The sequence below is a fragment of the Vibrio sp. 1978 genome (assembly GCF_033344345.1).
On record NZ_JAWPOP010000002.1, the window covers coordinates 218,330 to 231,002 of the forward strand.

10 protein-coding genes are annotated in these 12,673 nt (G+C 42.6%); 4 read left to right on the plus strand and 6 right to left on the minus strand.

Annotated elements, in window-relative coordinates; genetic code table 11:
• Nucleotides 1–29 precede the first annotated feature (29 nt).
• Nucleotides 30–2,378 (minus strand): PilZ domain-containing protein, encoded by a 2,349-nt coding sequence (locus R8N49_RS02960; RefSeq protein WP_054576311.1) that lies wholly within the window; start codon nucleotides 2,376–2,378, stop codon nucleotides 30–32.
• Between the two features lie 135 nt (nucleotides 2,379–2,513).
• On the opposite strand from R8N49_RS02960, the gene radA reads away from it, so the two are divergent.
• Both radA and fusA read left to right on the plus strand, forming a co-directional pair.
• Complete coding sequence (gene radA, locus R8N49_RS02965) at nucleotides 2,514–3,893, plus strand: DNA repair protein RadA (protein WP_005386443.1); 1,380 nt, start codon at nucleotides 2,514–2,516, stop codon at nucleotides 3,891–3,893.
• Between the two features lie 215 nt (nucleotides 3,894–4,108).
• On the plus strand, nucleotides 4,109–6,199 hold the full coding sequence (gene fusA, locus R8N49_RS02970; RefSeq protein ID WP_005386444.1) for an elongation factor G: 2,091 nt from the start codon (nucleotides 4,109–4,111) through the stop codon (nucleotides 6,197–6,199).
• 118 nt (nucleotides 6,200–6,317) lie between these two features.
• Here the strand turns inward: fusA and R8N49_RS02975 are convergent, their stop codons facing one another.
• A complete protein-coding gene (locus R8N49_RS02975) occupies nucleotides 6,318–7,265 on the minus strand; it encodes a LysR substrate-binding domain-containing protein (protein ID WP_054579100.1) in 948 nt (315 codons plus the stop codon).
• A gap of 106 nt (nucleotides 7,266–7,371) precedes the next feature.
• Between R8N49_RS02975 and R8N49_RS02980 the strand changes: the two genes are divergently transcribed.
• Nucleotides 7,372–7,572: a DUF1127 domain-containing protein gene (locus R8N49_RS02980; RefSeq protein ID WP_224721253.1), complete on the plus strand. Its 201-nt coding sequence runs from the start codon at nucleotides 7,372–7,374 to the stop codon at nucleotides 7,570–7,572.
• 68 nt (nucleotides 7,573–7,640) lie between these two features.
• On the opposite strand, the gene R8N49_RS02985 is transcribed toward R8N49_RS02980, so the two are convergent.
• Nucleotides 7,641–9,332, minus strand: coding sequence for an AMP-binding protein (locus R8N49_RS02985; protein ID WP_031779037.1), 1,692 nt, complete (start codon nucleotides 9,330–9,332; stop codon nucleotides 7,641–7,643).
• A gap of 476 nt (nucleotides 9,333–9,808) precedes the next feature.
• Between R8N49_RS02985 and R8N49_RS02990 the strand changes: the two genes are divergently transcribed.
• A complete protein-coding gene (locus R8N49_RS02990; RefSeq protein ID WP_005380160.1) occupies nucleotides 9,809–10,804 on the plus strand; it encodes a transporter in 996 nt (331 codons plus the stop codon).
• A gap of 224 nt (nucleotides 10,805–11,028) precedes the next feature.
• Here the strand turns inward: R8N49_RS02990 and R8N49_RS02995 are convergent, their stop codons facing one another.
• The 3 genes from R8N49_RS02995 to R8N49_RS03005 are packed head-to-tail and all read right to left on the minus strand — an operon-like array spanning nucleotide 11,029 to nucleotide 12,656.
• Entirely contained in the window at nucleotides 11,029–11,595 is a 567-nt protein-coding gene (locus tag R8N49_RS02995; protein WP_005380163.1) for a hypothetical protein, read from the minus strand.
• A 54-nt stretch (nucleotides 11,596–11,649) separates the two neighbouring features.
• Entirely contained in the window at nucleotides 11,650–12,327 is a 678-nt protein-coding gene (locus R8N49_RS03000; RefSeq protein WP_005380165.1) for a C39 family peptidase, read from the minus strand.
• Between the two features lie 5 nt (nucleotides 12,328–12,332).
• Nucleotides 12,333–12,656 carry a hypothetical protein gene (locus R8N49_RS03005; RefSeq protein WP_005380167.1) on the minus strand — a complete coding sequence of 108 codons (324 nt, stop codon included), beginning with the start codon at nucleotides 12,654–12,656 and terminating at the stop codon, nucleotides 12,333–12,335.
• Nucleotides 12,657–12,673 lie beyond the last annotated feature (17 nt).

The window sequence follows — 12,673 nt, forward strand, 5'->3', positions numbered from 1 at the left end:
TTTTTTTTCAATTTGGTATGACTTTGAATTTACTCGGTTAACTCCAATCTAATTACAACCTCTTCAGTAATGTCTTCAAATTCACTGTAACCAACGAGCGCTGTTAACTCTTTTTCTAACTTGCTCGCTTGATGTACGCCAAATTGGGTTAAGTCACTTAAATCTTGTTGCAGTAATGATGTCATCGGATCGAAAATTGGCGCAGTAGAAAGGCGAATCACGTAAAAGTCACCCATCATTCGCGCTTTCTTTATAAATTGAATCCGCTCTTTTACGCTGTTGAACTCTTGATGAAGCTTTGACTCAATGCTTGTAATTTTATTGCCTACTTTTGCGGCGCTTATGTAGATATCCTGATGTCTGGCTTGAGCACCTTCTACACGTTTTATTGGCTCTGCGATTAATGTGCTTGTCCGGCCTTTAAAGATAGGTTCAAGTGACAACAGTTGGTCATGCCCAAGACGGGCAAAAAGCTCAATGTGTTTAGGTAGCGGCAAGTTCACCCCGATAACGGGGGTTTTGATTGAAGGTGACGTACTCTTACTGATAAAAATGGGCGTGCTCAGCGTACGCGAGAGCAACATGCAGTGCAGCCTTTCAAGTAGAGCATTACTTGGTAGCGTCTCTTTTTGCGGGATTAGCTTGTCTTGATTGTGCTCGATAATGCTGTTGAAAAAAGCGATTACCTTCATGGTTTGGCTGCTTTCATCAATAACTAGCTGCACGCTACAACCGTCTGGGCTTACACGAATTACTCGGTATGGCACCGACATTAACGGCAATTTTTTATCGTAGAGTTGTAATTCTCGAAAGTTGATTCTTACCTCTTGCCCAGAACGTAACATCGTAGGCTCACTTAGCCTAATTCCGAGTCCTCGTTTGGAAAGGTCAACAGTACAGCCGCCTGTTTTAGTTTGTCCTGAGTACAACTCTAAAGGTGTTTTAAAACGATAACGAGGCTCTTTTCGACGAGACTTTGCATCAAAATAAATGCCCTTTGGATTGCCGATAACTCTTCTCGGATGACGAAACGCGTTTAACGTATTAGCGGGTAAGCGCGGCTTTTCAGTTAGCAGGTAATCCTGCCCTGATTTTTCGTCAGCAATTTCTTGCAAAATACCAATATGAGTCAGTGATTGAGACGTTTCTGCTAACTCTGGAGAGAAAGCTGCTAGGTCTTCCTGTTCTTGCTCAGATAGTTCAAAGATTGAAATTCTAAAGGCGCGCCAACTCTCTCGTTTGCCACCTAAATGCCAAAATAGCTGGCGCTGTTCGCGAGTTGCTTCAGGGCGAAACATCGAATAGAAATAGGTTCGATTCTCGTGCTCGTGAGTAAATGAATAAAGGACATTGGTTGTTCCTTTCACACCAGGCTTAATGAGTGACGCGATGCGTTGCTCGTTGAATAAGGAACCAAACATTTGCTGGTTTCTCTCATCGTGCCAGTATTGCCAAAGCTTTTGATTGTTTGGCGTTAACATTGCTAATTTTAGGTCACTACCATCAAAGAATAGAGGCAAGCTGCTGGTGTGCTTTAGTGCGATGTGCTCATAACCGCGAGTTCGAGCTCGAATAATCTTGTCTTGATTGTCGTGACGAGCCCTTTTAGCAGCACTGTTGAGCGCTTCATCTATCACTCTGGTGACGACATTGGTGTCAGTTAAGCGTATGGTTCTGAGGTATCGAACTGAGTCATTTTCGTAACAGTCATCAACCGCGAGTATGCGGTATGCAAGCGGTTTCTCTATACCTGCAACGTTAGATTTGCTGGCAAATTCAGTAAACGTGACCTGAATAATTTCCCCAAGGTTATATTTAAATGCACTAGGGACTTTGAACTTTGCGCCAGAGCTAGATAAATCAATGCTTAATCCATGAAGAAGCTGTCCTTTAGAACGGCAAATTTCAACTTGAGATTGGACTTTCAAGCGTTTTTCTTGGCGCTTTAAATCGTAGCCTAGGTGAACGGGTTCTGCTAAGAACGGGCTTTTAGGATCCGTTAACGATTGCGTTTTTTGCTGAGTAAGGCGCTTGCTCATTACGCGAAAGTTATTTCGCGTGTTGACCAATGCTTCCCACATTCCTTCCGTGTAGCAGCCAAACTTTTTGATGTTTTTATGGTAAGCGTTGAAAGCAACATCATCCAACCAATGTGGAATGCCATCCAAAATATACTCGCGACATTCGCCTTGAACGCGACCTCGCAAATCAATGCTTTTTTTGCATGGAGCCATTAAGCGGTTAAGTTCCATTTTAACCAAAATTTTGGCCGAAGGCGGCTCTTCCTCGGTCAGTTGGCCAAGGACAAAGTCAAAGTCATTCGTACCGTAAACGGGAATGAGTCGTTCTGCGAGCGAGAGAATTTCAGATTGCTGCATTATTTCTGTTAGAGTATGTCGTTACTTTAAATTGTATCGGCTAAGCGAAGTAATACTTAAGTATATCAATAGTTCATTTCAGTTCAGGTCTGACTTGGCTGTGCTTAGTCACATTTGTAGAAAAATTGAGGCATCATGGCGAAAGCAAAACGAGCGTATGTTTGTAATGATTGTGGCGCGGACTTTCCCCGTTGGCAGGGGCAGTGTAACGCATGTGGTGCATGGAATACGATAACAGAAGTACGTATCGCTGCATCGCCAACCGTTGCTCGCAATGAACGCTTAAGCGGCTACGCTGGTTCCGCAACAGAAGCAACGGTTCAAACGCTATCCGAAATTGATCTGCAAGAAGTACCTCGCTTCACCAGTGGGTTTAAAGAGCTTGACCGCGTCTTGGGTGGTGGTGTTGTGCCAGGTGCCGCAATTTTGATTGGTGGTAACCCTGGTGCAGGTAAATCAACCCTTCTGTTGCAAACCATGTGTAGTTTATCTGCGCAAATGCCAACGCTTTACGTAACCGGTGAAGAGTCGTTACAGCAGGTGGCAATGCGTGCTTCCCGATTGGGCTTGCCGAAAGATCATTTAAAAATGCTATCGGAAACGAACGTCGACAAAATTTGCCAAATCGCCGAAAAAGAGCAGCCTCGTATAATGGTAATAGACTCGATTCAGGTGATGCACGTTTCTGATGTTCAATCGTCGCCTGGCAGTGTTGCTCAGGTACGTGAATCTGCGACGGCTCTGACACGATACGCAAAACAGAATAATGTTGCGGTATTTATTGTTGGTCACGTAACAAAAGATGGTACCCTTGCGGGCCCCAAAGTTCTTGAACACATTATCGACTGTTCGGTACTACTCGATGGTGGAACGGATAGCCGATTCCGCACTTTGCGTAGTCATAAAAACCGTTTTGGCGCTGTGAATGAGCTTGGTGTCTTTGCAATGACAGGCCAAGGATTGAAAGAAGTGAGTAACCCATCAGCGATCTTCCTTTCTCGTGGTGAAGAAGAAACATCAGGCTCTTCCGTCATGGTGGTTTGGGAAGGCACGCGCCCTCTGCTAGTAGAGATTCAAGCGCTGGTGGATTACTCGCAGTTAGCCAACCCTCGTCGTGTTGCGGTCGGCTTGGAGCAGAACCGCCTATCACTTTTGCTCGCGGTGTTGCATAAGCATGGTGGCTTACAAATGGCAGACCAAGATGTCTTTGTTAATGTGGTTGGCGGTGTTAAGGTGACGGAGACGAGCGCTGATCTTGCTTTAGTTATGGCGCTTTTATCGAGTTTTCGTGACCGTCCACTCCCTAAAGATGTGGTGATTTTTGGTGAGGTAGGGCTTGCGGGCGAAATCCGTCCAGTGCCAAGTGGGCAAGAGCGTTTGAATGAAGCGTTCAAACATGGTTTCAAGAAAGCCATCGTGCCAGCAGCCAACATGCCGAAAGGTGGCATCCCTGGCATGCAAATTCACGGCGTTAAGAAATTGTCGGAAGCTATAGAGGCTTTTGACGAGCTGTAATGCTCATAAGAATGGTATTTGTGCAATCACAAACTGTTCTATCCGTCCTCAATAAAATGCGAATAAAGTACATAAATTGCTGTGTTTGACTATGCTTTGGGGACGGAAATTTCACGTTAAAATTTTTTTTCTTCCATCCGCACGCAAGGGTATCAGTATTGACAGAATGTGATATACTCTGCGCGCACTTTATACCTTATTAACAGAGTAAGACAATGACTGATTTATCAAAATACAGAAACATTGGTATTTTTGCTCACGTAGACGCGGGTAAAACTACCTCTACAGAGCGTATCCTAAAGCTAACTGGTAAGATCCATAAGATCGGTGACACTCACGACGGTTCAACTACTACTGACTTCATGGAGCAGGAAGCTGAGCGTGGTATCACAATCCAGTCTGCAGCAACAACTTGTTTCTGGAACGATCACCGTCTAAACATCATCGATACTCCTGGACACGTTGACTTCACTATCGAAGTTTACCGTTCTCTAAAAGTACTTGACGGTGGTATCGGTGTATTCTGTGGTTCTGGTGGTGTTGAGCCTCAGTCAGAAACTAACTGGCGTTACGCTGACGAATCACACGTATCACGTCTGATCTTCGTTAACAAACTAGACCGTATGGGCGCAGATTTCTACAAAGTTGTAGATCAAGTACAGAACGTACTAGGTGCTACACCTCTAGTTATGACTCTACCTATCGGTATCGAAGAAGATTTCGTAGGTGTTGTAGACGTACTAAGCCAACAAGCTTACGTATGGGATGAGTCTGGCCAACCAGAGAACTACGAAGTTCAAGATATTCCAGCAGACATGGTAGAAAAAGCTGCTGAATACCGTGAAATGCTAATCGAAACTGCTCTAGAGCAAGACGAAGATCTAATGATGGCTTACCTAGAAGAAGGCGAAGAGCCATCTCTAGAAGACATCAAACGTTGTATCCGTAAAGGTACTCGTGATCTAGCATTCTTCCCAACTTACTGTGGTTCAGCGTACAAGAACAAAGGTATCCAACTTATTCTTGACGCGGTAATTGATTACCTACCATCTCCAACAGAAGTTGATCCACAGCCTCTAACTGATTCAGAGACTGGTGAGCCAACTGGTGAAGTTGCGACTGTATCTGCAGACGAGCCACTACGTGCTCTTGCATTTAAGATCATGGATGACCGCTTCGGTGCTCTAACCTTTATCCGCATCTACTCTGGTAAGATGAAGAAAGGTGACACAATCCTTAACTCTGCAACTGGTAAAACAGAGCGTATCGGCCGTATGGTTGAGATGCACGCGGACGAGCGTAACGAGATCGATTCAGCACAAGCTGGTGACATCATCGCTGTAGTTGGTATGAAGAACGTTCAAACTGGTCACACTCTATGTGATCCTAAGCACGAATGTACTCTTGAGCCAATGATCTTCCCAGATCCAGTAATCTCTATCGCAGTTAAGCCTAAAGATAAAGGCGGTTCTGAGAAGATGGGTATTGCGATCGGTAAAATGGTTGCAGAAGATCCATCATTCCAAGTTGAGACTGATGAAGATTCAGGCGAAACTATCCTGAAAGGTATGGGTGAACTTCACCTAGACATCAAGGTAGATATCCTTAAGCGTACTTACGGCGTTGAGCTAGAAGTTGGTGCTCCACAGGTTGCTTACCGTGAAACTATCACTCAAGCAATCGAAGATAGCTACACGCACAAGAAACAGTCTGGTGGTTCTGGTCAGTTCGGTAAGATCGATTACCGCATCAAACCAGGTGAGCCAAACTCTGGCTTCACGTTCAAATCAACAGTTGTTGGTGGTAACGTACCTAAAGAATTCTGGCCTGCAGTTGAGAAAGGCTTTGCGTCAATGATGGAGCACGGTGTTCTAGCTGGCTTCCCTACTCTAGACGTTGAAGTTGAACTATTCGACGGTGGTTTCCACGCAGTTGACTCTTCAGCTATCGCTTACGAAATCGCAGCGAAAGGTGCATTCCGTCAGTCTATGCCTAAAGCTGGCGCGCAACTTCTTGAGCCAATCATGAAAGTTGACGTGTTCACTCCAGAAGATCACGTTGGTGACGTAATCGGTGACCTTAACCGTCGTCGTGGTATGATCAAAGACCAACAAGCAGCGTCTACTGGCGTACGTATCAAGGGTGATGTACCTCTATCAGAAATGTTTGGTTACATCGGTACTCTACGTACTATGACTTCTGGTCGTGGTCAGTTCTCTATGGAGTTCTCACACTACGCACCATGTCCAACAAACGTTGCAGAGCAAGTAATTGCTGACGTTAAAGAGCGTAACGCTAAGAAGTAATTCTTAAGTTAACTCTATAACTTGAAAGCCCCGCTTAGTGCGGGGCTTTTTGTATCTAGCAGTCTTATACGCAGAGCGTTTTTGTTTTATTCCTATTTAGCGTTTGTTTTGACGATTGTTATGATGTCGTTCTAGTGCTGTTGCCTTTTAGGTCAATGGTCTTAAAGTCTGGTACCACTGACTTTTCAAATATTTCTATTTCTTCCTTCAACCATTGCGCAAACAATTGAGCTTTAGGTCTTTTTAAGTAGCCTTTTGGCGCACACAAGTAATACGCAAAGTTGGGCTTGATAGCGATATCTCCAATTCGGACCAATTTGCCAGAACGAAAATATTGATGAGCTAAACTGTGTTTTACTAATGCCACGCCTTGAAGTGATAGTGCAGCCTCAAGCACGAGATGTGATCCACTGTATTTTAAGGTAGGCTTTGCTGCGCAGTGACCCAAGGTTGCTAACCACATATTCCAATCAAGATCAGGCCAAACATCTTCAATCAGCTCAGCTTTGCTTAAATCCTCGATGTTATAGATCCCGTGCTCTTTCTGGTACACCGGATGACAAGCTGGATAAAAAGCTTCGTCCATTAGCCATTGTGATTCTAAATTGGGGTACTTTCCTAAACCGTAACGAACACATAAATCTATCTGGCTATCTTGAAAAGACACCAAATCATTGGTTGGTTCTAATAGCAAGGCGATATCAGGGTGACGCTGACGAAAAGCCGTAATTTTCGGGACTAACCAATGATGAGCGAAAGAGGGGAGTGTTGATATCGAAAGGTGGTTCGGGTTTGGATCTTGATTGACTAATCTAACCCCTTGCTGCAAATGAGCAAACCCTCTTTCTGCCTGACTAAACAGTAGCTCTCCCTCAGGTGTGAGCACGATTTTTCTGTGCTGACGAACAAATAGGTCCGTGCCTAAGAACTCTTCTAAATGACGAATTTGCTGACTAATGGCCGCTGGCGTAACAAACAGTTCTTTTGCTGCCGTTTTAAAGCTTCCTTCCTTTGCTGCAACGAAAAAGTAATACAAGCCCTGTAAGGGAGGCATTCGATCTTTCACATTAGTTTTCCTTAACTCTATGGCAGATTCTATCGTTTGAGGATATCAGCGTAGTCGCTGATTATTAAGTGGTCAACATTGTATAGGGATCTTTGAAATGGAAAACATGACACACACTTGTGAGCGTACTATACCTACTGCCCATCAGAGCGGGTTACAGTTAATTTATTCTAAACTGGCGGCTTGGAGAAGGAACTATAAGACACGTCGTCACTTGAGAGAGTTACCAAAGCACCTTTGGGACGATATTGGGTTAGGTGAAAGGGAGATTAGTTGTGAAGTGAGTAAGCCATTCTGGAGAGAGTAGTTTATGAGTTTGATTCAAGCTCAAAGTTAAGTTGCACTCCCCAATGGTGTTGAGGAGTGCAAGCAAAATTACAAGTCTTCTTCCCACACGACCAATTCATCTTTTGGCCAATTGTGGCCTATCTCATGATACTTTTGTTCGAGCACATGACGTTTAATTTTAAGCGTTGGCGTCAGTACGCCATTTTCTATACTCCAAGGTTCTTTAATCATTAACACACCTTTGATTTGCTCATGAGAGGCGAGTTCTTGATTCATCCTGGCAATAACTTTACGTGTGGTACGTGCGTATCGCTCTCGATCAAAGTTAGGGAAGTCATGTGGCACAACCAAAAGAATCGGAGCGGGTAGCCCTAAACCGATGAGACACATCATCTCTACGCGACTGTACTCGAAAAGCTTTTTCTCGATAGGTACCGGAGAGACAAATTTACCTTTGGCGGTTTTGAAGTTATCTTTTTTACGGCCTTGAATCGTTAGATAACCATCTGAATCGATAGCGCCGATATCGCCTGTGTGTAGCCAGCCCTCTGAATCAAAAGACTCTTGGGTGGCAATATCATTTTTGTAGTAGCCAGAAAATAGCCCTTTGCCACGCACCATGATTTCATCATCGGCTGCGATTTTTAACTCAATGCCTGGCCCTGCATTACCGACACTACCAATTTTGTCAGCTCTAAATGGGTAGTTGAGCGTGCTGTAGGCAAATGATTCCGTCATCCCCCAAGCCTCTGTGATATCAAGGCCCACTGAGTGGTACCATTCCAACAGCGCTGGCGAGACAGGTGCAGAGCCACAGCCTAATACTCGAGCCTGATCTAAACCTAGACCATCTGCTAGCTTTTTCTTGATCAAAGAATTGACGAATGGGATTTTCAACAGAATATTGAGCTTCTTCTGTGGAAGTTTGTCTTGAATACGTTGCTGGAATAGCGTCCATAATCGTGGGACGGAGATAAACAGAGTTGGTCGGTGCATCTTCACATCTTCGATAAAAGTGTCCAGTGACTCTGGAAATGCTGTTGGCACGCCACCCATAATCGATGAACCGAAGATATAAACACGCTCTGTAATATGAGCGAGCGGTAAATAAGAGAACAATCGGTCGTTTTCTTGGATACCAATATGATTGATCAGTTGCTGAACAGACCAACTGAATGCGCCGTAAGTTAGCATCGCGCCTTTCGGTAACCCTGATGTGCCTGAGGTATACACCAACGACATTAGCTTGTCATCGTAATGCTGCGGACGCTCTTCACTTGGCACTGCATCAGCAATGAGCGCTTGGTATTCGTGCTTACACTTAGGTGCCGTGTCATAAGGTAGAGCGATGCTAATGAGTTCAGGCATAGCATCAATGACTTGCTGAGTTGCTTTGGGATCATCGAGTTTTCCGCCAATGATCGCTTTACTTTCACTATGAGTCACACAGTATTCGATGGTGTCTGCACCGGCGGTAGGAAAGATTGGCACACTGACATAGTCACCAAGCATCATAGCAAGATCGCAAATAAACCATTCTGCACAGTTTTTAGATACTAACGCAACTTTGTCGCCAGGCTTTACACCAAGCGAGCGTAGTGCGCTGACAAGTTTTAAGGCTTGATCTGCAACATCAGAGAATGTGTACTCAACAAACTGTCGGTTAATAATTTGTTTTAGGTAGACCTCATTTGGACGCTCTTGAGCCCATTTGAGGATCATTTCATTTGGTGGTGGGAGAGCGCAACCAGCAGCGCTATTTAGATTCGGCTGATTCATTTTAAGTGACTCCATGTCTTTTCATTGTATTTATAATTGTTAACGCATTGTTAACTTTAGCATGTTAAATCGCGACACGGGAATGCATTTTGATGAAATATGTGGGGAAGATAGCGTTAGTTATGGTTGAAGTCGGAGCGACTCGATCTAAAAAGCAATGTGATTGATGCTACGCAAAAGAGAACAGGCTTTTCAGCTGTTATGTCATACCGACTTCATACTAAGAGCACAGGTAAGCAATTTATTTTATTAATAATATTGCGAAAACATAGAATCTATCCTAATTATTTATTAACTAGTGGCTTAGTGTTGAAGATAAGTATAAATGTCTCCTAATTTCTTCAAAGCGCCAAACTTAAAGGTATGTCGTGGTTTTGAAGTAGCTATACTAATCTTACTTTGGAAAGTTAGGAGCTTCACCTCAAGCTATTGCCTGAGATTACTTGGGTACGATCATCAGCAAAAGGAAAGATGTGATGTTACGGAAGACTTTACTGGGTACCTATCTTTGTAGTTTATTCATTGCGGGGAATGCATATGGTGCTGAAGGAGATGATATTCCTCAGCGTGCCCAAACGGTTGGTGATGTTATTGAGCGCCCAGGCGTTCTCACACCTAAAGGTAAATGGTCATTTGATTCGTCTTTAAGCTATACACAAAACTCTTCAAACAAAGTATCTGTTGTTGGGTATACAGTCTTACCAACTCTGATTGTTGGGCGAATTGAAGTGAGTGATTCGGATAGGACTACAGTAACCGTTGGATTAACTGCTCGGTACGGTTTAACAAACGCCACAGAGTTAGAAGTTAGAGTGCCGTATGTGTATCGTAATGACCAAGTTTCTACGCGCCCCATTCAAGATGGTTCAAACAGTGAAGTAGTAAACACAACGGTGGATGGCGGAGGGCTTGGTGATGTAGAGTTCGCATTGAGGCACCAGTTTAACTTTGAGTCTGCGCCATACTGGGTAGGTGGCCTTAGAGTAAAGTCGGATACAGGACGATCGCCTTATGATGTTTCTATTGAAGATGGAAGCAACTCATTTAGTGATGTCCCTACAGGTTCGGGTTTTTGGAGTTTTGAGCCTAATTTATCTCTTATTCACCCTGTTGATCCTGCGGTCTTGTTCGCTAGTCTAAGTTATATTTATAACTTAGAGGATACTGTTACAGTTGGCGACACAAAAGCTGATGTTGAACTTGGAGACACTATTTCTCTTTCAGGAGGAATGGGGTTTGCGGTGAATCCTGATCTTTCATTCTCTTTAGGACTTAGCCATAAAACTATTTTAAAAAGCAAAGTAAATGGCAGATCGGCAGATGATGCTAAGTTGCTTCAATTAGATGCATTAACTTTTGGTATAAACTATGCCTTTAGTGAACGCTCATCTATCAATGTTAGTGCTCAAGCTGGTCTTACAGAAGATACTCCCGACTTTCAATTAACAGTACGAGTACCTTTTAATTTGTAAAATGGATATTAGGCCCTTGAGTCTTGGGCCTAATTTATCGTTAGCGCCTAGTGTTCGCATTATAAATTGATTGGATTATATTGGATAAAGTAGGTATATATTCTTAAAATGATGGTGGCCTATTGATATATCTACCTTTCTTTTGGTATGTAATCATAGATATCAGTCGTTTCTAATATCAAAGAAGCTTAACGTGACAATTTTTCAGATAAAAATGGAAATGCTCATTGAAGGTGGTTCAATAAGGCGTCTTCTAATTGTTGGTTTGCTTTGATTTCCCGTATTACCCCATTTACTTGAGCATCAATGTCTACGAGCGTGCTAAGTCCAATAATACTGTTATCTTTCGTGTTTTGAATAATATTGATAATACTTGAATTTATAAAGTCTGAACTTATTATATTAGGATTTTGAGACGAAGGCATTTTGGGTGAATCTATAGAATCATCTCCAATAATATTTCCTTCACCAAATTGTATGATGTTAACAATACCCTGGTTGAAAATATCTCCACTTTGATTTTCACTATTTGCGCTAATGTTTTTTAAATTACCATTTTCAATTACTAAGTTGGCAATGTTTGTGTTCAAAATATCATCGCCATTTATAGTCGTAGTAATGCTTAATCCAATATTAATAATATACTCGTCCGTAATTTGGAAGCCACCTCGATATTCTTCTAAAGATAAATTTGAAAGAGGAGTAAGTTCTTGCAGGCCAACATCTTTAGCATTCACATTAAAATGAGGTATTAGCATACAAAGCACTAACAAAAATTTATTGTAGTTCATAATGTAGGCCTTTCAGGTTGTTAAGTTCTTAAAGTTATTTAAAACAATGTTATATTAATTTTCACCGGAAACTGGGAGAGTAATGCTAAATACCCCTAAGGAATCTCTAGACACTCCTGTTTTTAATGGTGATCTTTGATATACGGTGAAATTATCATTGGTTATAAAGCTAGACCGTCCCATTTCCGCTTCGTTACGGACCAGTAACACAATTCCTTGGTAATATTTTTCAAACTCATCCAGTTTCATTATCATGGTTCCTCTAGAAGGGTCTCCTAGAATAACTGAGTGATTGTTTATACCTCTGATGACAACAAAATGCATATACCCGTCGAAATTAACGAGAGTAATCCCAGGGACGCCGACTTCTTTAATTTTCTCCAGTCCTACTTGAAAGCCGTCAGAACGTAACCCTATGGAATCCAAGTAAAACTTCATATCCAACAAAGAAAAACCTTTCTCTTTGATTTTTTCTTTATCACCTTTTTCAAACATGCTTTTGAAGATATCTTGTTCAGATGACTCTGTTGCATAATGAAAAGTGAGAAGAGAAGCCAGGGCGGCAGAGCCACAGCTGAAGTCATACTGTTGGCGAAAAACATCACCGAACACTATTTCTTTGTAGCTTTTAACAGGAACAGAGTAATGTGCTCGGTAAGGTAGCAGTTCTAATGAAATGGCTGATGCTGAATAAACGAGCATCAGCCAAATTAAGTTATTTAATACTTTCATATTGTTTACTTGAGTGTCAGGTTAACGACGGTAGAGTTCTGGATTAAAACGTTGTTTCCGCTGTTCTGAATTACGTTGGATATACCCGAACTGTCTGCGAACGCTCCACTTGATAGTATATTGTTACCACTCACGGTGTTTGACGCGACATTATCTGACGAAATACCATTGATATCTGATTCTGCATAAACCAAGTCGAGTTCAACATTTTGTCCACCTCTTGATTCATTCATGATATCCAAGCTAACTTCTCCGCCAGATAATGCAATGTCATCAGCGAGTGCAGTGCAGGCAACTATCATACTCAAAGTACAGATTGCCAAACGCATCGCTTTCTCCTACTAGT

Excerpts from the sequence above, each read along its gene's own strand:
- R8N49_RS03000 (WP_005380165.1), bottom strand. The coding sequence starts at position 12,327 with ATGAAAGTATTAAATAACTTAATTTGGCTGATGCTCGTTTATTCAGCA.
- R8N49_RS02960 (WP_054576311.1), bottom strand. The coding sequence starts at position 2,378 with ATGCAGCAATCTGAAATTCTCTCGCTCGCAGAACGACTCATTCCCGTT.
- R8N49_RS02995 (WP_005380163.1), bottom strand. The coding sequence starts at position 11,595 with ATGAACTACAATAAATTTTTGTTAGTGCTTTGTATGCTAATACCTCAT.
- R8N49_RS02985 (WP_031779037.1), bottom strand. The coding sequence starts at position 9,332 with ATGAATCAGCCGAATCTAAATAGCGCTGCTGGTTGCGCTCTCCCACCA.
- fusA (WP_005386444.1), top strand. The coding sequence starts at position 4,109 with ATGACTGATTTATCAAAATACAGAAACATTGGTATTTTTGCTCACGTA.
- R8N49_RS03005 (WP_005380167.1), bottom strand. The coding sequence starts at position 12,656 with ATGCGTTTGGCAATCTGTACTTTGAGTATGATAGTTGCCTGCACTGCA.
- R8N49_RS02990 (WP_005380160.1), top strand. The coding sequence starts at position 9,809 with ATGTTACGGAAGACTTTACTGGGTACCTATCTTTGTAGTTTATTCATT.
- radA (WP_005386443.1), top strand. The coding sequence starts at position 2,514 with ATGGCGAAAGCAAAACGAGCGTATGTTTGTAATGATTGTGGCGCGGAC.
- R8N49_RS02980 (WP_224721253.1), top strand. The coding sequence starts at position 7,372 with ATGACACACACTTGTGAGCGTACTATACCTACTGCCCATCAGAGCGGG.